Genomic DNA, 24,472 nt, shown 5'->3' on the forward strand with positions numbered 1-24,472 from the left:
GACAAGCTCCTTAAACCAAGGCGTGGATCTAGATACGAAACGGTGCTTCACGACTTGTTGCCTGGTCTTAGTACGACTTGCTGTAATCGATCACATTGCGGGATAACGGCTCTCCGTTTACGTAGTGCTTTAAATTCTCCAGGAAAATATCCACGGCACGCTCGCCGTATCGATCCGTATCGCCTGCCATGTGAGGCGTCATGATGACGTTGTCCAGGTTCCACAGCGGATGGTCCGCAGGAAGAGGCTCTTCCTCGAAGACATCCAGACCCGCGCCTGCCAAAGCTCCGGATTGCAGCGCTTGGACCATGTCGTCCGTGACCACGGTCTGGCCGCGGCCTACGTTCACGAAGAAGGCGGAGTCCTTCATCGCCGAGAATCTTGCCGTATTGAACAATCCGCGGGTTTCATCGGTCAGCGGCAGGATATTGACGATGTAATCGCCTTGCGCCAGTGCTTCATCGAGCTGATCGACCTTATACATCGATTCCACGTTAGGATCGGACTTGCCGGAGTTGCGGACCCCGACGGTCCGCATGCCGAACGCCTGGGCCATCCGTGCCGTATGGCTGCCGATTTGGCCGACGCCGACGATGACGATGGTTTTGCCGGCCAATTCCGTGAACGTGCCGGATGTATCCCACTTGTTGTTCGACTGCTGACGGATCGCGAGATGAAGGTTGCGGTTGAAGGCCAGGATCATCGCAAAAATATGCTCCGTGATCGGAACGCTATGTACGCCGCTGGCGTTGGTCAACTGAATGCCTTTTTCCTCTAGTTCCCGGAGCGGCATTTTATCCACCCCGGCCGACCAGGCTTGAATCCATTTGAGCTTACTGTCGGCGGACAATACCTCGTCCTGCATGGAGCGTGACCAGCCGATCATGATCTCGGCATTCCGAACGATGCTTCCCGTCAGCTCTTTCGCTTTTGTGACCAACAGGTCATAGTCGGGGGCAATCTCCTTGATTTTTTGCTGCTGCTCGGCGGTTAAGTCGTGTATGGCCACGATGTTCGGCATGGTACTACCTCCTAAGGAATATGATGTTCAACCAGAATCATAGCGAAAATCTCTTAGGGAACATATTATCAGAAATCATCGCTTTGCGCATGAACGAACGGACGCGATTGGTAAATTTGTACATGAATTATTGTCCGATTTATGGTAAATTGAAGCTTCATCATATTTTTAGGCGAATTTGATGTACCCCTCATACTATTTTCAGATATTCTTGCTCAAACTATAAACGAACCAGGAAAACATGGTGGCAGTGCTTAGACTGCTAGCGATAAAAGATGATTGGAAGGAAGTGTCGTAGTTGAGCCATTCGGCTGAGGGAGCTATGGATCGTTTGTTTGTTGCCGTGCGTCTGCCTTCGGAGGTCTCCTCCCGGATACAGGATTGGACGGAAACATTGAGGAAGCAAGCCAATTTCAAAAAATGGGTTCATCCGCAGGATTATCACATTACCTTACAGTTTCTGGGCGATACGCCCTCTCATCGCATAGCGGAGCTCACCGAAGCGCTCCAGGAGGTAGCCAAGGAACGCAAGCCCTTCAAGCTCAGTCTTTATGATGCCGGCGTGTTCGGGGCAAGCGGCTCCCCAAGGATTCTATGGGCTGGGGTCGGCGGGGATCTGAATGCGCTCGCTGAGCTGCAGCAATCGGTCGTGTCGCGGATGGAATCTTTCGGATTCGTACCGGAGGAGCGTCCCTTTCGACCGCATATTACGGTTGGCCGGAAATTTCAAGGAAATCAAACATTTTCTTTGGATGTTATCGGAAAAGGACCCGAACCTATCCAGTGGGACGTGCTAGAAATGGTTCTTTTTCGAACAAATTTACAGGCGAGCCCGATGTACGAAACCGTAGGTGTGGCGCGGCTTTCGACCATTTTTTGAAATTGAAAATAGAATGTTCATAAAATTACCATGTTTTCAACGCCTAAAAATGTGGTTACATAGTGTAGAAATGTGCCGACATCATAGGAGGAAAAATATGGTTATGAAAGTGCTACGGCAAAATCGCTGGGTTGCGCTGCTCATCGGAGCGCTCTTTGTGAGTTTGTCTCTTATAAGTTTGCTTGGAATGCAATCGAAAACGACGGAAGGGAAAGAGCCACAGCAGGACATGCCCAAATTTGTAACGGCTGCTCCGGTTCCGGAAGGCGACCCTGATCACTACGTTAAAGCTGAGAGTAGGCAGCAGGATAGGGAACCTGTCAACATTTTGTCTTCAATTGTTTTCCAAGAGTGGAATAAGCCGGGGAGCAAGGTTCATGCTTTTTCAAACGCAAAAGGCATTGGTTTAGCCTCCGGGAAGATCGACTCGAAAGCATCATTGAAGACTGCAGATGAGAAGAAGAAAGCAACCAAATCTCAGGCTGCGGACGGGAAACCGGCAAAACAAAAGGGGACTCATGTCGTCAAATCCAAGGCGGAAAGCCTATCACCCCCCACAACTTTATTCTTCACAAGAACAAATACGTTAACCCAGGACCAAAAAGACAAAGCGACCTGGACCTATGATTTGTCAGCTGAAGAACTGCTTCTGCTCCAGAAGATTGTCATGGCAGAGGCGGAAGGCGAACCGTACGAAGGCAAGGTGGCAGTTGCCAACGTTGTCTTAAACCGGCTGCGGTCAGCCAATTTTCCCGATACGATTACCGATGTCATCTATCAAAAGCATCAATTTAGTCCTGTAGCGAACGGGCGTCTTAAACGTGTCCAGCCGAACGAAGAGACGATTAAGTCCGTGAATGCGGCGCTTCATGGCCAAAAAGAGGTGAAGGACGATACGTACTTCTTCCTGTCTTTGAAGCTGGCTCAGGATCTCACGGTGCATCATTCCAGGACTTTTGTTAAAAAAATAGGAAATCACTCTTTTTACAAGTAGTGCCCATAAGGGTAAACTAGGATGTAGGAGGTGTGTTTAACCATGAATATTACGTATTATGGCCATTCCAGCATATTGGTGGAGGAAGGCGGCGTTCGTGTCATCATCGACCCGTTGCTGTCCGGTAATCCCGGTTCCGGCATCGAACCCAGTGACGTGAAAGTGGATGCAGTGGTTCTGACGCATGGGCACTCCGACCACTTTGGCGACTGCATCGAAATCGCGAAACAGAATGATTGTCCGATTATCGCCGTGTATGAACTCGCCGTGTATTGCGGCCAGCAGGGAGCCAAATCCCATGGAATGAATATCGGCGGAAGCGCGCAGTTCGACGGTTTTAAGGTGAAGTTTACCCCGGCCTTCCATTCTTCCTCCATCTCGGTGGGGGATACCTGGATCTATGCGGGGCAGCCTGGAGGCGTCATTCTGACCATGGGCGGAAAAACGTTCTATCATGCTGGCGACACAAGTTTGTTTGGCGATATGCGCCTGATCGGAGAGATGAACAACATCGATGCAGCCGCGCTGCCGATCGGGGATATGTTGACGATGGGCCCGCAGGACGCCCTGCTGGCCGCACAGTGGATTCGTGCGAAGCATGTCATCCCGGTGCACTATGACACGTTCCCGGGCATTAAACAGGATGCAAGGGCCTTCTGCGACGAACTGGCCCAAACGGGCATTCAGGGTCATCCGTTGAAAGCGGGAGAAACGCTGGAAATATAGATCGATTTATACTTAAAAAAGCTTCCCTGTCACATAGGACAGGGAAGCTTTTTGGTAGAGGATAAGTGCATAAGCGCGTTCTGGGAACAGGATGCATATTAGGGCTGGTCCGCCAATATTTTGACGGCATCTTCGGGATAAACGGGTATGCGTCCTTCGGTCAGCAATCCCATCACCTGGCCGGCGCAGTGGTCGGGCTCCAGATGAGGCGTGCGCTGCCGGACCGCTCCGTTACGCTTCTTCTCCACCTGGTCATAATGATCGGACAGCAGGTTCAGCCACTTGTCGATCACGGCAGGGGAGTCGAGAATTTCCCCGTAGCCTTCGCTGACAAAGAAGTGGGAATTCACTTCTTCCTGTCCCGGGATAGGCTCATAGAACAGCATCGGAATTCCCTTGGCTGCTCCTTCCGTGCATGTCATCCCGCCGGGCTTCGTAATGAGAAGATCGGACACGTCCATCAATTTATGTATATCGTCCCGATAACCGAGAACATGAATGTTGGGATGCTGGAAGATCGGATCTTCGCGCATGCTGGCAACCAGCTTATCGTTCTGTCCCATACAGAAGACCAGCTGGATATCATCGGCCCTGCCGGCCAGCTTGCTGAGCAGCTCCTTGTTGAATACGAGGCCCCATCCGCCCCCCATGATCAGCACGGTGGGCATGTTCTTTAATTCAAGCTCGGCCTGCAGCGCAACCCGGCTGCCTCTTTCCCAGAACTTCGGATGCACCGGAATGCCGGTCACATGGATGAATTCCGGCTCAATCTCCCGCAGCATGAGCATCTTTTTCACATGAGGCGTCGATACGAGATATTCATCAACCTCCGGATTGACCCAGGTGCCGTGCGCATCATAGTCGGTAATCAGCGTATAGAGCGGAACATCAAGCCCCTGGCGCTTCAGGCGGGAGACCACGGCGTTGGGAAACGGGTGGGTGCATATGATCAGATCCGGTTTCAGCTCCTCGATGACGCGCTGGGCCTGCGCATAGAAAATCCGATGCAGCGCGAGCCGCGTCAGACGGTTTAACGATTTCTTATATTGCGAACGGTACAGCATGCCGACAAGGCGCGGCCGGGTGCTGACGGTTTTTCGATAAGCGGACAAAATCAACGGCCCCACGGTGGGATTCAAAAAATTGCCAAGTTCAATGACGCGGCAGTGGATGCGGGGATTCATCCGCTGTATACCTTCAGCCAGCGCATACGCCGCTTGCGTATGTCCTGTGCCGAAACCCTCTGAGAAGAGGAGCACTCTTGTATATCGCATGGTTTCACCTACTTCTTTCTCCCTCTATCTTACAAAACAGGAATCATTTTTTGAAGAGCGGCGCGAAAAAAAAGAGTATGCATCCTAAGTATACGCGCAAAAGGGAAAAGCATTTCAATTTATTTTACCGGCGGACTTTTTCTTTCATTAGACGTTATGATAAGATTTGAACCCTGCATCCGCATTTTCAAAAAAATTTAACGAAAGATATTGCAACGCATCCGATAATCTGGTAAAGTGATTTTTGACCGAATGACCAGAATTGTATTTTGGTCAGTTTCGAAAGAAAAGGCCAATCAAAAGAAGATCGTAGAAGGAGGGGTAAGCATGCCAGCTGTGGACCGACGGAAGCAGGTGCTAGATGCTGCCTCCAAGTCGTTTGCTTTGTTCGGATACAAAGCGACGACGATGGAACAGGTGGCGAAGATTGCAAATGTTGGGAAAGGCACGATCTACACGTTTTTCACGAATAAGGATGAGCTGTTCGACGAGATCCTGCTATCGGCCATCATGGAGATGAAACGTCTGGCCGAACGGGAGATACGGAAGGACAGGGATTTCTTTGACAATCTCTACCGGGTGCTGGATGCGCTGCTTGAATTCCGAAGCGAGCATGAGCTGTTCATCAAGCTGTCGCAGGAAGTTCGGGACATCGGCACGCCTAAGGCGCATGAGGGATTGACGAAAGTGGAGAACGGAATCGTCGGGTATCTCAAGGGAATCGTGGAGAATGCCATTTCGATCGGTGAGATCAAGCCGCTGGATGCTCAGGTGGTATCCTTTGTGATGCTGAAGCTGTACGTTGCGCTCACGACCGACTTCAATCAGCTTCACAAGCCGCTCAGCAAGGAACAGATCAAGGAATATATGATGGTGTTCTTGGCTGACGGGCTCAAAGCCTCCTCGTAAGAGGAAGATGCAATCTCCTTCGTGATGAGGAAGGCGGACTCTCTTGGCTTGAGGGATCGCCTTCCTTGCCAGGGATCGTTTTTTTTTGGTCTAAACTGACCGAATGAGCATATTGGTCATTGTGTACTGGAATGAAGATGTGATTTGCCGTAAGAGCAGATTCATGTCGGCTGGTAAACTGCTGTATCTATAGAAAAAAAAGGAGAGAGACTGGATGAAGTCATTATCTGTGTTTGCCAAAGATCTTGGTGCCGCCGTTCGGAATAAAAAAATATTGATTCCGATCATCGCGGTGCTGTTCATACCGGTCATGTACAGCGGTATGTTCCTCGGGGCCTTCTGGGACCCGTACGGAAAGATGGAGGATTTGCCCGTAGCGGTCGTCAATAACGACCAGGGCGCTGTTTTTGAAGGAAAGACGCTTCACGCCGGCGAGGATTTGGTGGCCGAGCTGAAGAAGGGAAAAGATTTTAATTGGCAGTTCGTTAACCGGAGCGAAGCTGAACAGGGCATGCAGGATAACAAATACTACATGACCATCAGCATTCCGGAAAATTTCTCGCAGCAGGCGACAACGTTAATGGATGAACATCCGCAGCCTGCGCAAATCGTCTTCGAGCCGAACGAAGGCTACAACTTTCTTGCGGCACAGATCGGCGGATCTGCCGTGAAGCAGATTCAGTCCAAGGTGTCGGCGAAAGTGACTGAAGCCTACACGGAAACCCTGTTCGACCAAGTGGCCAAAGTATCTGACGGCCTAAGCGAAGCGGGGGACGGCGCCACGAAGCTGTCCGAAGGTGCCGTGAAGCTGGACGACGGCGCGGTGAAGCTCAAAGAGAACTTGGCTAAACTCGTCAGCGGCACGCAGGAGCTGCAAGACGGCATCGCGCCATTGACGCAGGGCGTGCAGGAGCTGAATAACGGTGCCGGCAAGCTGAATACGGGAGCGGGCTCCCTCGCCTCCGGCCTGGATCAGCTTAAGGCGGCTCACAGCCAGCTGCAAGCAGGGGCAGAAGAGGCCGGCAAGGGCGGTGCCAAGCTGCAGGCGGGCATTGAATCGGCCGCAGTCGGCAGCACGGCCTTGAATGAAGGCCTGCAAGCCAACCAGGCAGGGGCAGCCCAGCTTGCCGCGGGAGCGAAGAGCGCTCATGATGGCAGCGGCAGCCTGAAGGCCGGCCTGAATCAATCGCTGGAAGCCACGGCTGCGCTGGAGCAAGGCGCAAAGGCCGTTGCGGACGGCCTGAAGCAGCTGGCTGAAGGCAATCCGGAGCTGGCGCAAAGTCCGGAGGTGCAGCAGCTGCTGGCCGCGAGCCAGTCCGTCGCCTCCGGCACGAGTGAGCTGAATGCCGGTCAGAAGCAGCTGGCGCAAGGCGCAGCGGAGCTGAATCAAGGCACGCAGCAGCTGCAGGAAGGCGCAGGCAAGCTGAGCGCCGGCGCGAACCAGCTCGCTGACGGCGGCAAACAGCTCGCCGCGGGCGGCCAAGAGCTGCTGGCCGGCGCCAAACAGCTGAACGCCGGCCAAAACCAATTGGCCGACGGCATGAAGCTGTTCGGCACGAAGCTGAGCGAAGCGGCAGCCGGCGGCAAGGAGCTTGCCAGCGGCGCGGCCGCCCTGTCGCAGGGCACGCAGCAGCTGGCAGGCGGAGCCGGCAAGCTGGGAAGCGGCGTAACGACCCTCGCCGACGGCTCGAAACAGCTGGATTCCGGGGCTGGCGAGCTGGTCAACGGAATGAACGAATTGAAGGAAGGCAGCGGGGAGCTTGCAGGCAAGCTGAACGAGGCTGCCGACAAGACTGGCGGTATCCAAACCACCGACGAAACGGTCACGATGTTTGCCGGACCGGTTCAGGTAGATGAGCATAAAGTGAACGAAGTACCGAACTACGGTACCGGATTCGCGCCATACTTCCTGTCGCTCGGCTTGTTTGTCGGAGCCTTGCTCTGCACGATTATTCTGCCGATCCGCGAGGCATCGGTACCGAACGCATCGGGCTGGAACCGGTTTGTCAGCCGTACGCTGTCCTTTGCCGGCATGGGATTGATTCAAGCGCTGCTGGCTTCGGTTGTCATGCTGTACGGATTGAAGCTAGAGGTTCAGAGCGTTCCGCTCTTCTATCTCTTCTCCATCATTACCAGCTTGTCGTTCATGTTCCTGGTGCAAATGTTCGTCACATGGCTGGATCAGCCTGGACGCTTCGTCGTCATCGTAATCCTGATCCTTCAATTGACAACGAGCGCGGGCACGTTCCCGGTAGAGCTGATTCCGAACTGGATGAAGGCTTTGAATCCGCTGCTGCCGATGACCTACAGCGTAAAAGGCTACAAAGACGTCATTTCCACGGGAAGCTTCGACGGCATGTGGGCCAACGTGGGCGTACTGGCCGGATTCGGTCTGGTGTTCCTAGTGTTGACCGCGGTGTACTTCCTGGCAATCCGAAACAACAAGCAAGCAGCAGACGCCGATACAGCGGTGACTGCATAAGAAGAGCTTCTATATAATATGTAAGGAAAAGGACTTCCCCGGGGGATCGAACAGATCCAGGGGAGGTCCTTTTTTTTGATGAGCCGATATAACGTGGCGATCATCGACGCGATACCGGGTATGGTTGCGTCAAGGTTCATCGGCCCCCCTCAACCTGCTGCTGGAAATACTCCCGAGAACCGATCATGAAGGGGCTTCATTTTATATAGGATGGATGGTCAGGATGATCACGGCTTCACTGCTGGAGAGAGGAGTGAGCGGCCAAAGCGGAGCGATATGATAACGAATTACGAAAAAAGTGATGAAAACCGCTTGTTCGGAATGTTCTATTTGCATGTTTTTTTGCACTATTCTACATAATATTTAACTAACTTTTGTGATTACTCTCACAAAAACAATTCTTATCAAATTCATAAAAACTTTGAATTGCCTGCATTGTATGACGGTGATAAAATATATAGAACTAATTAATCTTACGTGTTAGGTAAATGTTAACCCTTGTCGCTTTTGCACAATACTGCATCGCCTCAAGACAGTGTGTCCACTGCAGGAGAGGATTGATGTCCAACCTTTACGTTTTTCTGTTATTGATCAGCAGCATTTTATTCTATAAAAAGAAAGGTTGCATCTTATGAAACATACTGATTTTCCCCAGAAACAGGGCCTCTATGATCCGCAGTTCGAAAAAGATGCTTGCGGTATGGGTTTCGTTGCTCATATCAAGGGTAAGCCATCCCATGAAATCGTCAGCAGCGCGCTGACCATGCTTGCGAATATGGAGCATCGCGGCGGTCAGGGCAGCGAGCCGAACTCCGGCGACGGTGCGGGGATCATGTTGCAGATTCCTCATTCCTTCTTTGCTGCCGAAGCGGCGAAACTGGGCTTTGAGCTTCCCGAAGCCGGGCATTACGGTGCAGGCATGCTGTTCCTTTCCCATGATCCTGCCGTCCGTTCGGCGCATGAGGAGCAATTGGCTTCGATTATTGCCGAAGAAGGCCAGACCCTGCTTGGCTTCCGCGATGTGCCTACCCATGATGAAATGCTGGGCAAGTCCGCAAAAGCGGCAAAGCCGTATGTCCGCCAAGTGTTCATCGGCCGCAGCGCCGACATTCAGGATGATCTCTCGTTCGAGCGCAAGCTGTATGTCATCCGCCGCCGCGCCGAGCTGGCGATCCGTTACAGCGGCAAGCCCGAAGGCGACAGCTTCTACGTATCCAGCCTCTCCTGCCGAAAAATCGTATATAAAGGCATGTTGACGACGGAGCAGGTGGGGGAATTTTACCTGGACCTGCAGGATGAGGGCTTGGAATCGGCGATAGCGCTCATTCACTCCCGTTTCAGCACGAATACGTTCCCGAGCTGGGAACGTGCGCATCCGTACCGTTTCATGATTCACAACGGCGAAATCAATACGCTGCGCGGAAATGTGAACTGGATGCACGCGCGCCAGTCCATGTTCGAGCATGAGCTGTTCGGAAGCGATTTGGAGAAGGTGAAACCTGTCATCAACCCGGACGGATCCGATACCGGGATGTTCGATAATACATTTGAATTCCTGTACCTCAGCGGTCGTTCCCTGCCGCACGTGGCCATGATGATGGTTCCCGAGCCGTGGAGCAACCATGAGAGCATGGATAAGACCAAAAAAGCATTCTACGAATACCACAGCACGCTGATGGAGCCATGGGACGGACCAGCGGCGATGGCATTCACGGACGGCGTTCAGATCGGCGCCACCCTGGACCGGAACGGGCTGCGCCCATCCCGTTATTACGTGACGAAGGATGATCTGATCATCCTGTCCTCCGAAGCGGGCGTTCTGGACGTTGCGCCGGAAAATGTGCTGTACAAGGATCGCTTGCGTCCTGGACGCATGCTGCTTGTCGACACGAAGGAAGGCCGCATCATTTCCGACGAGGAAGTCAAAGCCAGCATCGCGGCGGAGCTTCCATATTCCGAATGGCTGGATGAGCATCTGGTAGAGCTGCATGATCTTCCCGATGCGCCGGAACTCCCGGATCCGAAGCATGAGAATGTGCGTCAGCTCCAACAAGCGTTCGGCTACACGTACGAGGAACTGCGCAAAGTGATCGAGCCGATGGCGATCACGGGCGCGGAAGCGATCGCTTCCATGGGATATGACGCACCGCTTGCGGTGCTGTCCGACCGCCCGCAGCGGTTGTTCAACTACTTCAAGCAGATGTTCGCCCAAGTGACGAATCCGCCGATCGATGCGATCCGCGAGGAGCTGGTCACTTCGACGGCGACGACGATCGGCCCGGAGCGCAATCTGCTGAAGCCTGAACCGGAAAGCTGCCGCCACATCCGCCTGGATTCGCCGGTGCTGTCCAACGAAGAGTTTGCGAAGCTGCGCCATGTCCGCCGTCCGGGCTTCAAGTCCATGACGATTCCGATTTTCTTCCCGGCGGCCGAAGGTGCCGAAGGGCTTCGCAAGGCGATCGACACCCTCTGCGAAGCCGCGGACCGAGTCATCGCCAAGGGGCATAACATCTTGATCCTGTCCGACCGCGGCGTGGATAAGGACAATGCGGCGATTCCTTCGCTGCTAGCCGTTTCGTCGCTCCATCATCACCTGATTCGTCAGGGAACCCGGACCAAGGTGGCGATCCTGCTGGAATCCGGCGAGCCTCGCGAAGTGCATCATTACGCCCTGCTGCTCGGTTACGGCGTGAGCGCGGTCAACCCGTATCTTGCGTTCGAAACGCTGGACGACATGATTCAGGAAGGCATGCTTCGCGGCATCTCGCATGAGAAGGCTGTGAAAAATTACATTAAAGCGGCAAGCAAAAGCGTCGTGAAAGTGCTGTCGAAGATGGGGATCTCTACGATTCAGTCCTATCGCGGCGCACAAATCTTTGAAGCCGTCGGCCTGAAGGAAGATTTCGTGGAGAGCTACTTCACGCGGACGCCGTCCCGCATCGGCGGCATCGGCCTGGAGGAAGTGGCCAGGGAAACGCTGGCCCATCACGAGCGTGCTTTTACCGACAAGGACGGCAACGATAAAGCGCTGGATTCAGCCGGCGAATACCAATGGAGAGCGGACGGGGAAGAGCATTTGTTCAATCCGAGAACCATCCATTTGCTGCAGCAGGCCGTCCGGACCAATGACTACGCAACTTACAAGAAATACGCCGAGCTCGTGCAGGGTGAGAATGAGCAGCATCTGACGCTTCGCGCACTGCTCAAAATCAAGCCGGCCGGCAAACCGGTGCCGCTCGATGAGGTTGAATCCGCGGAGTCCATCATGCGCCGATTCAAAACGGGCGCGATGTCCTTCGGCTCCATCAGCAAGGAAGCGCATGAAAGCCTCGCGATCGGGATGAACCGCATCGGCGGCAAGAGCAATACGGGTGAAGGCGGAGAGGATCCGGCCCGCTTCATTCCGGATGCCAACGGCGATTCCCGCCGAAGTGCCATCAAGCAGGTGGCGTCGGGACGTTTCGGCGTCACTTCCAATTACCTGGTGAACGCGGACGAAATCCAGATCAAGATGGCGCAGGGAGCGAAGCCGGGTGAAGGCGGACAGCTGCCGGGCCGCAAGGTATACCCTTGGGTGGCCGAGGTCCGCGGTTCGACGCCGGGCGTAGGGCTGATCTCGCCGCCGCCGCATCATGATATTTACTCCATCGAGGATTTGGCGGAGCTGATCTATGACCTGAAAAATTCCAATCCACGTGCGGATATCAACGTGAAGCTCGTATCCGAAGTGGGCGTAGGCACGATTGCCGCAGGCGTTGCGAAGGGCCGCGCGGACATCATCCTGATCAGCGGTTACGATGGCGGCACGGGTGCTTCGCCGCAAGGCTCCATCCGTCATGCCGGCATGCCTTGGGAGCTTGGGCTTGCCGAGACCCATCAAACCCTCATCATGAACAATCTGCGTGACCGCGTGGTGCTGGAGACCGACGGCAAAATGCTGAACGGGCGCGATTTGGTGGTGGCGGCTCTGCTCGGAGCCGAAGAGTATGGATTCTCAACGGCACCATTGATTGCCGTCGGATGCATTATGATGCGCGTCTGCCAAATGGACACCTGTCCGGTCGGCGTGGCCACGCAGAATCCGGAGCTGCGCAAGAACTTTACGGGAGATCCGGAGCATGTCGCCAACTTTATGCGCTTTGTCGCTCAAGACATGCGCGAGCTGATGGCTGAGCTTGGCTTCCGTACCATTAACGAGATGATTGGTCGTACGGATTGCCTGGATGCCGTCAAAGCGGAACATCATTGGAAGAAGAAAGGCGTGGATATTTCGGCATTGCTGTATACGCCGGAGCTGCCGGAGGGCAGCACGCGCTACCGTACCCAAAGACAGAATCATGGTCTGGAACAGACGCTGGATATGCGTTCGCTGCTGGGCACCGCGGCGCCGGCATTGGAATCGGGAGCTGCGGTGAAGGGCACCTTCCCGATCACGAACGTGGACCGTGCCGTGGGAACCATCCTGGGAAGCGAAGTCACGCGCAAGTATGGTGCTGCCGGATTGCCGGAAGACACCATTCAATTCGACTTCGTGGGTTCCGCAGGGCAGAGCTTCGGCGCATTTGTGCCGAAAGGGATGACGCTGACGGTTGAAGGGGATGCCAACGACTATATCGGTAAAGGCCTTTCCGGCGGCAAGCTGATCGTGAAACCTTCACCTAAAGCAACCTTCAAAGCCGAGGAGAACATTATTGCGGGGAATACCGCATTCTATGGGGCTACAGGCGGAGAAGCCTATGTAAGAGGCATTGCCGGTGAGCGTTTTGCCGTACGTAATTCGGGCGCGAACATCGTCGTCGAAGGCGTCGGCGATCATGGTTGCGAATACATGACCGGCGGCCGGGTGGTCGTTCTCGGGGAAACCGGACGTAACTTCGCGGCCGGGATGTCCGGCGGCATAGCCTACGTCTATGATCCTGAGGGAACCTTCGTGGATCGCTGCAATCTGGAGATGGTGCTTCTGGAACGCGTCGAGGATGGAACGGAAGCGGAAGCCCTCCACCGTCTTGTCCGGCAGCATGAGCAGTATACCGGCAGTGTGCCGGCACAGCAAATTCTGGGAGACTGGGATCAATCGCTAAGCCGCTTTGTCCGTATCATTCCGAAGGATTACAAACGCATGCTGCTGCATATCGAGAAGGTACAGGATCAAGGCCTGACGGGGGAAGCAGCGCTCCTCGCCGCCTTCGAGGCGAATATGAAAGAGCTGGCACGTACAGGGAACTAGAATCCAAAACGTATGACGGGAAACCACATTGTATTCTTTAATGAATGCAATGTGGTTTTTCTTCATATATAAATAAATTACAAGGGTTTAAGAATCTTCTATGATGATGACAGGATTCACCAAAAGAAAATTCGACAAAATTAGAACCGGAAGCATAGGACAAAGGCTCCACAAGACGACAGCATCATGTGATTTCATTCGTTATAATATTGGTAAGTAAGTTGTTGGGAAGATATGCGTTGTCATCGTGTTCATGCAGCAGGGATGGAGATGAAACTATAGATAAGCGAGGTAGTTGAAGAAATGAGTGTGGACAAGGAGAGAGGCTCCGGAAGCACCGAGCAGCGGCTTGACCAGCAGAAGACGAACATCGACATCAATAAGCTCATGACTCAATTGGGAATCCATCCTGATAAATGGCTGCAAATGGAGGAAGCTCATAACGATTAATACATTTGTCATTGCTAAACATGACTCTAGTGAAAATCCCCGATACCGCTATGTTGGACATAGTGAGTAACGGGGATTTCCATCTTCATGATCTGCATTATTTCATGGAGCGTTCCATGCGAACAAAAGCAATAAATCTTTTGGCTTCCTCTTCGGTTAACTTGCGGCCATCCACTGTGAGATTGAACCGCTCCAGCAAATCCTGGTCCGAAAGCTCAAGTCCGTCCACAAATGAGCGAACCTCCGGATCAAGCACCGATTTCTCCAATGTTGTTCTCCCGATCAGATAGTCTATGGATACGTCAAAGAGGTCTGCCAGGCGGGTCAATGTTTCAAAATCCGGCTTGCGCCGGTTTTTTTCGTAATGGGATAGTGCAGCACGAGTAATGCCGACAGAGGTTGCGAGTTCTTCTTGAGTCCACCCGCGCTGTTCACGTAGTTCTGCAATTCGTTCTCCGTAGTTCATGCTTTGATCCCCCTTTCAATTGCTTGGCATACCTGATGGTGTGATTAGAAAAATGCGTCGATTTTATATAAAGCAGCTTAATGTACGTAAAGTCACGGTTTGGTGATGAGAGGGTCGTAAAAATACGTAACATCCTAAATTTACACACGGAAGGTAGAAAATGACGATTTTTCTATTGACTCGATACGATATGTATCGTAAAATTGGAAAATAAAACGATACAATTTGTATCTGTTATCATTTTTTGAGTGACACTTAGTATCATTTTATCCATCGATAAAATGTCCCATACCAGAATTTATAGAAATAAAGGAGAATTAAAATCCTGATGTCAAGCGAAACGAAGCATCTTATTAAGGTAGGGATTAGAGTCATGGAGATTGGTCCCCTGAGCCTGCACGGCAGAAGCCACGATGTGACGCCGATCGAGCTGGGTCCGGAGAAGCTTGTTTTCCTGTGTCCCTGGGATATCCCCATGAGTCCCAAGATAAAGCTGCGTTATGAAATCGATGACATGTTTGATCATATTCAGGTTTATGGGAGGATACAGACTCAAGAGCCATTGCATGATTATCGGTTGTATCAGGTTCAAATATGTACGGATCGTGATCAAAAAGCACGGATAACGGGCATGCTTAACCGGATGATAAGCAGTCATGTGGCGTTTAGCCATGCCGTTTATCAAAATTACATATATCGTTCGCCAGGCCAATATAATAAAAAGCTAATCATACAGTAACAAACTAGATACAGACATTTTACTATATTTAAGATGCTTGGTCATTAGTTCTTTTACCTTAAATCCGCTCACTCTTTTCACAGGGATCGGACTATTTTAATAGGCAGGTGAGTTAAATGGCGAGAAAATACAAAAATCCTCTGGTTACCGTCATTAACCCGAAATCTCCGGCAGCGGAATCGTATCGGGGGCTAAGGACGAACATTCAATTTTCCGTTCATGACAAACAGGTTAGGGTGATCATGGTTGGCTCGGCTCAAATGAACGAAGGCAAAACAACCACAGTTAGCAACTTGGCCGTCGCCTATGCGCATGAAGGCAAAAATGTGCTGTTGATTGAAGCGGATTTGCGCAAACCCTCACTGCATCACGTATTCGGCGTTTCGAACGATACCGGATTGACCAATGTCTTGGCCCAGCAGGTAGACGTTGAAGACGTCATTCGGCCGACGGCGGTTACGAATCTCTCCGTCATAACTTCCGGCTCCATTCCATACAACCCTTCCGAAATGCTAGGTTCCCACAACATGCAAATGTTAGTTCACGATCTTAAGCAACGCTACGACATGATTTTGTTTGATACCCCTCCCATATTGGCAGTGAGCGATGCGCTCATTGTCAGTGCTTTATGCGATGGCGTCGTTTTGGTTGTACTGGGTGGGAAGGTGAAGAAATCCCAAGTGAGAAAAGCCAAAACTCAACTTGAGCATGTTAAGGCCCATCTTCTTGGGGTAGTGCTTAACAATATAACGATCAGAGAAAATGAAGCAGAGCAGCTTTATTACGGTAGTAAGTGGTTGAAATGAAGAACCGCGACATTCTGGTTATGTTTCTGGATGAGTTGTACCAGGGGAGGCTTCCTTCCCTGAGTGAATCTCAATATGACAAACTGATGGAAGATGTCGAATTGTTTGATATCGGGCCCCAGGTTTTCTCAGAGCTTCAGCGAAAACACCTTCTTCTTCAAATCCCGGAAAAATTCCGGCGCAAATTAAGCTCTGATGCAAATACCGTACTCTTACAGAACCTTTTTATAAAAATCGAGCTCAAAAAGATCCTGCAGACCTTCGAAGCGTCCTGTATAGAAGCGATCCCTCTCAAGGGAACGCTGCTTGCAGAACGCTATTTTGGCGGTCTCGCAGCGCGCGGCACGACAGATATCGACCTGCTTGTGGGCAAGGAGGACTTGCATCGAGCCGCCACGCTGTTGACGAATGCTGGATTTGTTAAAGCTGCGGGCGATGCTACACATTTTCATGAAGAGTACGTCAAATCATTGGATAACGATAATTTTCCCTCGCTAACCATTGAATTGCATTGGAATATCAGCAGAGAGGATTTTACGGCTACGGATGTGTCACGTTTGTGGGACGAAGCTTGCGTGATGAGCGATTTTAATTACATTTACGAGCTAAGCCCGTTGCACACCTTTTACCATATTTGTCTGCACGGCATGAACCATCACATGATGTCGATGAAATACTTTGTTGACATTGCAACGCTTATACATTCCCTTGATACAAGGCTGGATTACGCGAAACTGTTGGATATGGCCGCTGCGGATCGAAATCTCTCGAAGGTATGGATCGCTTTGAATCTGGTTTACAGCATGTTCCCGCATCTTCAGGCACGATGGCCGCTGCCGCTGCTTTCATACAAGTTTAAATATCCAGGATGGAACCTTGAAAAGGCGCGTAAAGTTATGCAGGGTCGCAAGGGCTTTAGTTACTCATGGTTTAGGATGATGACCGCCTTCACGGTCCATGATACTTGGAGGCAGCGCTGGTCCCAGGTAGGATTCCTTATCTGGAATTTGCCGCTGCTATGGATAAGAAAACGTGAAATTTTCAGATAGGATATTTTTACTATTTATTGGTTGCGATATGTAGCATTATCTAGTTGACATGATACAAATTGTATCATAAACTAATGCTCAAGAAGGAGGTGTTAAGTATGAAAAAGACCTACGAGGCTCCAAAAATTTTGGCACAGGGCAAAGTGGAGTTTGGCACGACTCGTCCCAGCAACCCGGGCGGCGGCGGAAACCCTATTTGGTAGTATTTATACATTCCTTTGTTCATCGTTCCATAAAGCGCTTCGCTGGAATTGAATTATTATAGGTGGAAGTCGAGGTTGATCATATGTATGTAGCAACGGCAATAGTCGGAAAGTCCCGGGTGTCCTTTAAAACCGAATCGAAACGGATAGCCGAATTTGTCGCCAAGCGATTTAGGGTATCCGCCATTTCCGGTCAGGATCCTCAGGCTGATTTGTATGTTCGTATTCGAGGTGGGTACGGAGAGCCATTTGATGATGGACCTGTCCAGATTTCTGTATCCGAACATCTAATTAACTTCAAACGCTGTGATTATCATATGATTTCATCCCGGGATTACAGTTCGGCGGAAATCCATGTCTATGACGAGTTTGCCCTGAAGCATGCATTAATTAATTTGTACAGCTCATGGCTAATCCATGGAGAGCGCGGACTGCTGATCCATTCCTCTTGTGTGGTTCAAGACGGCAAAGCGTGGATGTTCGCAGGCCAATCCGGTGCAGGTAAGTCGACTGTCGCTGAGCTGTCGCGTCCCCGTCCGATTTTATCTGATGAAGCTACGTTTCTGTACATAGAAGAAAACGGACGTGTAACCGTGTTCGATTCTCCATTTCGCAGCGAGATGGAGAATCCCTGTGAACTTGAGGAAGCCGAATTATCCGGCATCCATTACATTATTCAATCCCCTGAAGTGGAGCGTGTGTCCATAACGCCGTTAGACGGATTCGCGCTAATGCTGGATAAGGTGTTTTATTGGCGTCATGATCCTGAGGAAACAAGAAATATGATTGCTTTATGCAAGAAGGTAGTGCAGCAAGTACCTTCCTATCAGCTCTATTTTCAGAAAAATGATACGTTTTGGGAGAGGATTTCATGAGCCAAACACAAACGAGGCTGCTGATAAGAAACGAGCACGTTGAAAGCGAAATGATCGGAAACGAATGGATACTGCTGAACATGAAGGAGCATGTGGCAACCAAGCTGAATGAACTCGGGGGGTATATCTGGAGCATCATCCCGGAATATGGGCACATGGAAGGAATCATTGAAAAAATTGCGGAGGAGTATGACATTGACCGTCATACTGCTGAGCAGGACGTAAAACCATTTATTGAAGAACTGTTGGGCAGCGGCCTTCTGACGTATGCTGGATGAGGCCAGAATCGCCAACGAATGGATGGAAAGACGCGGGGGGATCCAACTTCCCTCCTTGGGGCGCAGCATGTACCCCTTCATGGTGGAGGGGGAGCTAAGTTCTTTTGAAAAGCTCAATCATGAGGAAGCCAGAATCGGTGAAGTCTATCTCTTTGTTACAGGAGCGGGAAGCCTCGTCTGTCATCGGCTTCATGACATTCATGGCGAAGGCAGCCTGAAACGATACATATTTAAAGGGGACACCAACATTGTCCCGGATGAGCCGGTACGGAAAGAACAAATCTTGGGACGGTTTACCGGAACTTATAAAAGGAAGGGTTGGATTCCTGCCGATCATTGGAAATTGTCGATTCTAACCTGGATAACGCTCAACATACCGCTGTGGCCAAAGATGGTAAGGCGGTATTTGTCGTTAAGAAGGCTTTAAATAGAAAGATGTGATGATATGAGGATATTACGAAAACGAGGATCGAGGATTTCGGAACGATCGGAAGAGCATGGCAAAGAGACGCCCTGGCTAATATTGCACGGAGACTTGAATCGTGATGTGCGTTTTGAACCGTTGCAGCTTGTGTTTACAGCTTCCAGGCTGCAGGCGCTGGATCGGGAAGGAAGGGAATTGCTGGATATTCCCAAGCGTAAAATGATGAACATCGACCTGGTTGAGGTCATCGGCGGTGGTTGTCTTGTCGCTGGCACTTCGGACGGCCCGGTTGAAATTTTACGATTCACGGAACCGTACCTTGAGTCCTGTCGCAAGGCTCTGCCGCAAGTCGAACAGTGGATAACGGATTCATCGCCGCATCGTATGGACCAACGCGGCGATTTGGATGAAAAGAAGGGGAAATGTGACCGCTGCGGCCGCGCAAAACGGACAGCTTCCGCTTTCTGCATGCGCTGCAATCCGAAATGGAGTACGGTGTCCCATCTTCTTCAGCGGAGCAGAGCCTATAGATCTTCTATCATGATGATGGGGATCATCGTAACCGTTACCGTTCTTGTATCCCTGGCACCACCCTACGTAATCAAATGGATCATTGATGAAATATCATCGCCTACTCGCTCAGACGGGGATTCCGCGTCATTGATATGGTTGGCCGCAATGCTCGCCGGTTTGTATATTCTGCAGGCATTGCTTCAGATGATCGAAGGTTATACGGCCATTAGGATCAGTGGACGCTTCCTTGGGGAGATTCGCAGAGATATGTTTCATGCCCTGATGAAACAATCGATGCGTTTTTTTGATAATCGGCAGGTATCTCAATATATCGGACGCATTAATCAGGATACGGATGCGCTCAAAAATTTTATGTCGCAAGGGATTGTTCACCTGACCTCTCAATTTTTATCCGCTATTTTTATTATGGGAATGCTGTTCTATTTGGATTGGCGCTTGACCCTGATGATCCTTCTGCCGCTGCCGCCGCTTGGAATCCTTGTGATGCGTCTGTGGCCGAAAGTCCGGGACATGTGGTATGCCCAGTGGCAGTCGTCCATTCACGTTCAAAATATGGTTGGGGAGGCTCTTCAGGGAATACGAATCATAAAAGCCTTCTCCAAGGAACATGCCGAGAAAGCACGTTTTGATCAGGTCAATCAAAAATATGTTCATCGCATGATTTCAATTCAGAACTTATGGATGTTCATGACGCCGGTACTCACGTTATTCATTTCACTGTTTGCAGCCCTCGTATGGTTTGCCGGAGGACGGAGCGTGCTGGAAGGCAGCATGACTGTCGGAACATTAAGCGCATATGCATCGTATTTGATCATGTTCTTCGGTCCTGTCAAATGGCTGGCGCAATCCGCCAGCTGGATCAATGAGGTGCTGGGATCGGCCGAACGAATCTTTGAGGTGATTCAAACGCCTGCTGAAGTGAAGGATGACGAGAAAGCTCCGAGCTTTAACAACGTTCAAGGCGAAATCGTCTATGATCAGGTGGCTTTCGGCTATACGCAAGATCGACGAATTCTCCAAGGGATCAACCTACGAATAGCACCTGGCGAGATGATAGGCATCATCGGTCCGTCAGGAGCGGGGAAGTCGACCTTGATCCATCTGTTGTGCCGATTTTATGATCCGGACGAGGGGGACATCTATGTGGACGGACGAAGGCTTACCAGCATTAAGCAAGAGGAATTAAGGAGAAACATTGGGGTAGTGTTTCAGGAAACCTTCCTCTTCGATGGGACCATAGCGCAGAATATCGCTTATGGATGCCCCGAAGCCAGTACAGAGGACATTATTCAAGCGGCAAGGACCGCAAATGCGCATGACTTTATATGCCGCCTCCCTGACGGCTATGAAACAAAGGTAGGAGAAAGAGGGCATCGGTTGTCCGGAGGAGAGAGGCAGCGTATAGCGATTGCCAGAGCCGTGCTGCTCGATCCCCCGATTCTGATCTTGGATGAGGCGACCTCCTCGGTCGATGTGGAGACCGAAGCTGTCATTCAGGAGGCGCTGGATACGGTGGTTCAAGGCAGAACGACCCTTGTCATTGCTCATCGGCTGTCGACTCTTCGGCGAGCGGATCGGCTTCTGGTTCTTGAAGGAGGGAGGCTGGTCGAGAGTGGAAGCCATGAAGAGCTTCTGAGACGCCAAGGGGTATATCATCGTTTGCTTCATGCAGCGCAGGCGAAAGCCCCGAAAGACGAATGGATACCGATGCAGGAGGTTGCTACATGATGGTAGCGAGAAGGGAAGTATGGGCTCAGGACCAAAGTCTTCGACTCTATCGTAACGGGATAGGTGAACTAGAGGCGGAAAAAAACCGAGAGACAATCGGTAAAGTGCGCCTTGTTCTGACATTTCCGGTCACGAAGCCGGAGGGGTACATTTCTGTGCGCTCTGCATTGGATCAAGAGGTTCATTTTATTCTTTCGCTGGATGAACTGGATAAGAAAAGCCAGTCGGCTGCCAGGGAAGAACTGCAGCGAAGCTATTTGATACCCGAGATATTGAAAATTATGGGAATCAAGCGCCGGGGCAGGAATTGGCTATGGGAAGTGGAGACGACATATGGCAGGATCTCATTTCGCATAGACCAGCCGCAAGAGAGCATCGATTTCCTCTCGGAGAATGATTATACAATCAAGGATACGGAGGGCAGACGATACGCCCTCCGCGATATTACACGTCTCGACAAACAGAGCAAGCTCTATTGGAATAAGATCAATTAGTTATAACGACTCACAAATGAGAGAATAGAGTACCAAAAAATGTAAACGTCTGCCGAATGGGGGCGTTTTTCTTTTTTGTTTCAGCTATGCATTTATATTTGTGTACGCTTACATGCCTAGAAATCATGTTGAAAGATCTGAATTAGCTTTCTGATTGTGTAACAAAATGTATCGTTTGTAGGTAAATAAGACCAAATCAGTATTGACACGATACGAATTGTATCGTAAATTGAAGATGCTAAATGATACAAAATGTATCTACGGAAGCACATTTGCTTATGGACGGAGGAAATTCAGTGGAACTTGAAATTAAAGAGTATGCAACCGTGTTGAAGAAAAGGCTGTGGTTAATTCTCCTCGTGGTTGCCGTAGTCTGCGTACTCGTTGGATTTTACAGTTATCGAATGGTTGAACCCCAGTACGAAGCAAGCAACAAGATGATCGTGACCAATAAGACCGAAGAAAAAAAGTCTGTCCTTAGTTCAGATGATATGGATATGGGGATGCGTCTGGTTTATACATACAAAGAAATTATCGGAACTAGCGTGATTCTGGAAAAAGTGGTGGAACAGCACCCGGAATTGAAGCTGACCGTGAAAGACCTGATGGATATGATGGTGGTCGATACCGTACAGGATACACCTGTCATGACGATATCCGTCAGGGATTATAGTTACGATGGCGCGCTCAAAGTAGCGACGGCCGTTGCCGACGTATTCAAATCCGAAATATCCTCTATCATTCCCGGCGGGAACATCACCATCCTCTACGAGAATAACGCCGATCCCAGACCGGTCACTCCAAGTCCTTTGCTGTATGTCGTGATTGCTTTCGTTGTGTCGCTGATGCTGTCGATAGGTTTCTGTTTCTTGCTCGAATATTTGGATGATTCCATCCGCACCGACAAAGAGGTTGAACTGGTTCTCGGACTTCCGACACTTGCCGTCATACAGCACTTCAAGTCAAGTGACTTCAAAGCGAGAGGCAGCTCCGTGTCAAGACGCAGTCCGGTTGAACCGCCCGGTTCCGGAAAGGCCATCGTTAACGCGTCCGAATAAACGTTGTTACTTAAAGCATACATCAGGTAATGCCTACTGAACCTCTACCACCGTAGGCACTCGATTATGCTGTGGGCATCCGTCAAACAGGATGGCTTAGACGTTCATCGTCGATGGCGTAAAGTGAGGAAGGGTTAGATGCCCTCTCTTGTTTACATAGAGCTTCACATGGAATACCCAATTTTCCGGTAAAACGAACGAATTAGGATAGAGGAGGAACAGACAATGGCAACCATTAAAAAGGCTATCATTCCTGCTGCCGGACTGGGTACTCGATTCTTGCCAGCTACAAAAGCAATGCCCAAAGAGATGCTTCCGATCGTGGATAAGCCTACGATCCAGTACATTGTGGAAGAAGCGATTGAGTCCGGTATCGAGGACATCATTATCGTTACAGGCAAAGGCAAGCGGGCGATTGAGGACCATTTCGACCATGCATTTGAACTGGAGCATAAGCTTAGGCAGACCAAGAAGCTTGAATTGCTTCATGAGGTGCAGCGGCCCTCTCGCATGGCGGACATTCATTATATTCGCCAGAAAGAACCCAAAGGGCTGGGGCATGCCGTATGGTGCGCACGAAAATTCATAGGCAACGAACCGTTTGCCGTCCTGCTCGGGGATGATATTGTTCGTGCGGAGAAACCGTGCATCAAGCAGTTAATCGAACAGTATGAACAGACCCGGAGTTCCGTGATTGGCGTTAAGTACGTATCTCCTGAGGAAGTACACCGATATGGAATCATTGATCCGTATCCGGTGCCCACCATCGGAGGGCTGTCCAGAGTGCAAGGAATGGTAGAAAAACCGAAAGCCGAGGACGCACCTTCCAATCTGGCGATCATGGGACGTTATATTCTGACCCCCGCGATTTTCTCTTACCTGGAGCAGATGGAGGAAGGAATCGGCGGGGAGATCCAACTAACGGATGCCATTCAGCGAATGACTGAAATCGAGGAAGTGTATGCCTACCAATATGAAGGTACGCGCTATGATGTCGGGGAAAAGCTCGGGTTCATTCTTACATCGGTTGAATTCGCGTTGATGAAAGAGGAGCTGCGGCTCCCCCTTTTGCACGGACTTGAGCAAATGATACATAAGAACCGAACGTTGGCTAGATAGGAGATTGAATCAAGCCATGAATATCGAAACGATTGAAACAAGAACGTTGGAAACCGCTGCAGCCGAAGAATTTCCCGTGATGACAGGTGCGAGCTCTTATCCGGTGAAGCCCCGTTCAGGGTACTTCCGGTTGAAACGGGCGACGGATGCCGTGCTATCCGCTGTTGGCCTTATTCTTCTTCTGCCTTTGTTTATGATCATCTTCGTGTGCATGAAGGTGGAAAGCCCCCGAGGACCGATGCTGTTCTCGCAGATTCGGGTAGGCAAGAACGGAAAAACGTTCAAAATGTATAAAATTCGCTCCATGGTCGTTAATGCGGAACAGCTTCAACAGAAGCTGGTTCACCTAAATGAGGTTGAAGGTGCCATGTTTAAAATGAAGAACGACCCACGGATCACGAAGGTGGGACGCATTCTTCGAAAAACGAGCCTGGATGAACTCCCGCAGCTGTGGAACGTACTGAGAGGCGAGATGAGCCTGGTCGGACCGCGGCCCCCACTGCCTGCGGAAGTAGAAGCCTACACCCCTTACGACATGCAGCGGCTGAGCGTGGTTCCGGGCTGTACCGGCTTGTGGCAGGTAAGCGGCAGAAACGCCCTGGGGTTCCGCGAAATGGTGGAGCTGGATTTAAGGTATATCCGTGAACAATCCACGACCCAGGACATTCGGATCCTGTTCAAGACGGTCCGGGTGTTCATGGGGTCCAAAGATGCTTTTTGAACAACCTCTTAAAAG

At 50.9% G+C, this 24,472-nt stretch carries 21 protein-coding genes; 18 read left to right on the plus strand and 3 right to left on the minus strand.

Annotation, left to right across the window (positions count from 1 at the left end; all coding sequences use genetic code 11):
- Positions 1-67 precede the first annotated feature (67 nt).
- Entirely contained in the window at positions 68-1,021 is a 954-nt protein-coding gene (locus JNUCC32_RS30195; RefSeq protein WP_192570644.1) for a D-2-hydroxyacid dehydrogenase, read from the minus strand.
- A 298-nt stretch (positions 1,022-1,319) separates the two neighbouring features.
- On the opposite strand from JNUCC32_RS30195, the gene thpR reads away from it, so the two are divergent.
- From thpR to JNUCC32_RS30210, 3 genes are all read left to right on the plus strand, one after another.
- Positions 1,320-1,901, plus strand: a complete 582-nt coding sequence (thpR, locus tag JNUCC32_RS30200) for an RNA 2',3'-cyclic phosphodiesterase (RefSeq protein WP_192570645.1) — start codon at positions 1,320-1,322, stop codon at positions 1,899-1,901.
- Positions 1,902-1,998: 97 nt separating this feature from the next.
- Complete coding sequence (locus JNUCC32_RS30205; protein ID WP_192570646.1) at positions 1,999-2,895, plus strand: cell wall hydrolase; 897 nt, start codon at positions 1,999-2,001, stop codon at positions 2,893-2,895.
- 42 nt (positions 2,896-2,937) lie between these two features.
- A complete protein-coding gene (locus tag JNUCC32_RS30210; RefSeq protein ID WP_015737335.1) occupies positions 2,938-3,621 on the plus strand; it encodes a metal-dependent hydrolase in 684 nt (227 codons plus the stop codon).
- A 98-nt stretch (positions 3,622-3,719) separates the two neighbouring features.
- On the opposite strand, the gene JNUCC32_RS30215 is transcribed toward JNUCC32_RS30210, so the two are convergent.
- On the minus strand, positions 3,720-4,895 hold the full coding sequence (locus tag JNUCC32_RS30215; protein ID WP_192570647.1) for an MGDG synthase family glycosyltransferase: 1,176 nt from the start codon (positions 4,893-4,895) through the stop codon (positions 3,720-3,722).
- A 327-nt stretch (positions 4,896-5,222) separates the two neighbouring features.
- Between JNUCC32_RS30215 and JNUCC32_RS30220 the strand changes: the two genes are divergently transcribed.
- The 4 genes from JNUCC32_RS30220 to JNUCC32_RS30235 all read left to right on the plus strand — a co-directional run bounded on the left by JNUCC32_RS30220 (position 5,223) and on the right by JNUCC32_RS30235 (position 13,963).
- Positions 5,223-5,804 (plus strand): TetR/AcrR family transcriptional regulator, encoded by a 582-nt coding sequence (locus tag JNUCC32_RS30220; RefSeq protein ID WP_015737333.1) that lies wholly within the window; start codon positions 5,223-5,225, stop codon positions 5,802-5,804.
- A gap of 214 nt (positions 5,805-6,018) precedes the next feature.
- Entirely contained in the window at positions 6,019-8,286 is a 2,268-nt protein-coding gene (locus JNUCC32_RS30225) for a YhgE/Pip domain-containing protein (protein WP_192570648.1), read from the plus strand.
- Between the two features lie 631 nt (positions 8,287-8,917).
- Positions 8,918-13,513: a glutamate synthase large subunit gene (gene gltB / locus JNUCC32_RS30230; RefSeq protein ID WP_192570649.1), complete on the plus strand. Its 4,596-nt coding sequence runs from the start codon at positions 8,918-8,920 to the stop codon at positions 13,511-13,513.
- A 303-nt stretch (positions 13,514-13,816) separates the two neighbouring features.
- A complete protein-coding gene (locus JNUCC32_RS30235) occupies positions 13,817-13,963 on the plus strand; it encodes a hypothetical protein (RefSeq protein ID WP_009590439.1) in 147 nt (48 codons plus the stop codon).
- 97 nt (positions 13,964-14,060) lie between these two features.
- Here JNUCC32_RS30235 and JNUCC32_RS30240 read toward each other — a convergent pair whose 3' ends face one another.
- Positions 14,061-14,429, minus strand: coding sequence for a helix-turn-helix domain-containing protein (locus JNUCC32_RS30240; RefSeq protein ID WP_009590422.1), 369 nt, complete (start codon positions 14,427-14,429; stop codon positions 14,061-14,063).
- Between the two features lie 328 nt (positions 14,430-14,757).
- On the opposite strand from JNUCC32_RS30240, the gene JNUCC32_RS30245 reads away from it, so the two are divergent.
- The 11 genes from JNUCC32_RS30245 to JNUCC32_RS30295 all read left to right on the plus strand — a co-directional run bounded on the left by JNUCC32_RS30245 (position 14,758) and on the right by JNUCC32_RS30295 (position 24,457).
- Complete coding sequence (locus JNUCC32_RS30245) at positions 14,758-15,168, plus strand: hypothetical protein (protein WP_015737328.1); 411 nt, start codon at positions 14,758-14,760, stop codon at positions 15,166-15,168.
- 116 nt (positions 15,169-15,284) lie between these two features.
- A complete protein-coding gene (locus tag JNUCC32_RS30250) occupies positions 15,285-15,974 on the plus strand; it encodes a CpsD/CapB family tyrosine-protein kinase (protein WP_009590428.1) in 690 nt (229 codons plus the stop codon).
- Positions 15,971-17,023, plus strand: coding sequence for a nucleotidyltransferase family protein (locus tag JNUCC32_RS30255; RefSeq protein WP_192570650.1), 1,053 nt, complete (start codon positions 15,971-15,973; stop codon positions 17,021-17,023). The genes JNUCC32_RS30250 and JNUCC32_RS30255 overlap by 4 nt, the downstream gene beginning before the upstream one ends.
- A gap of 286 nt (positions 17,024-17,309) precedes the next feature.
- Positions 17,310-18,101: a hypothetical protein gene (locus JNUCC32_RS30260; protein ID WP_015737326.1), complete on the plus strand. Its 792-nt coding sequence runs from the start codon at positions 17,310-17,312 to the stop codon at positions 18,099-18,101.
- Positions 18,098-18,379 carry a PqqD family protein gene (locus JNUCC32_RS30265; protein WP_009590425.1) on the plus strand — a complete coding sequence of 94 codons (282 nt, stop codon included), beginning with the start codon at positions 18,098-18,100 and terminating at the stop codon, positions 18,377-18,379. The genes JNUCC32_RS30260 and JNUCC32_RS30265 overlap by 4 nt, the downstream gene beginning before the upstream one ends.
- Positions 18,369-18,806, plus strand: a complete 438-nt coding sequence (locus tag JNUCC32_RS30270) for a signal peptidase I (RefSeq protein WP_015737325.1) — start codon at positions 18,369-18,371, stop codon at positions 18,804-18,806. Before JNUCC32_RS30265 ends, JNUCC32_RS30270 begins: the two co-directional genes overlap by 11 nt.
- 120 nt (positions 18,807-18,926) lie before the next feature.
- Positions 18,927-21,065: an ABC transporter ATP-binding protein gene (locus JNUCC32_RS30275; RefSeq protein WP_192570651.1), complete on the plus strand. Its 2,139-nt coding sequence runs from the start codon at positions 18,927-18,929 to the stop codon at positions 21,063-21,065.
- The gene (locus JNUCC32_RS30280; RefSeq protein WP_192570652.1) at positions 21,062-21,559 is read left to right on the plus strand and encodes a DUF1854 domain-containing protein; all 498 of its coding nucleotides are present in this window, start codon (positions 21,062-21,064) and stop codon (positions 21,557-21,559) included. The genes JNUCC32_RS30275 and JNUCC32_RS30280 overlap by 4 nt, the downstream gene beginning before the upstream one ends.
- Before the next feature lie 296 nt (positions 21,560-21,855).
- On the plus strand, positions 21,856-22,617 hold the full coding sequence (locus JNUCC32_RS30285) for a YveK family protein (protein ID WP_009590440.1): 762 nt from the start codon (positions 21,856-21,858) through the stop codon (positions 22,615-22,617).
- A gap of 225 nt (positions 22,618-22,842) precedes the next feature.
- The gene (galU, locus tag JNUCC32_RS30290) at positions 22,843-23,736 is read left to right on the plus strand and encodes a UTP--glucose-1-phosphate uridylyltransferase GalU (RefSeq protein ID WP_015737322.1); all 894 of its coding nucleotides are present in this window, start codon (positions 22,843-22,845) and stop codon (positions 23,734-23,736) included.
- A 16-nt stretch (positions 23,737-23,752) separates the two neighbouring features.
- Positions 23,753-24,457, plus strand: a complete 705-nt coding sequence (locus tag JNUCC32_RS30295; RefSeq protein ID WP_192570653.1) for a sugar transferase — start codon at positions 23,753-23,755, stop codon at positions 24,455-24,457.
- Positions 24,458-24,472 lie beyond the last annotated feature (15 nt).

Source organism: Paenibacillus sp. JNUCC32 (assembly GCF_014863545.1).
GTDB lineage: Bacteria > Bacillota > Bacilli > Paenibacillales > Paenibacillaceae > Paenibacillus_AQ > Paenibacillus_AQ lautus_A.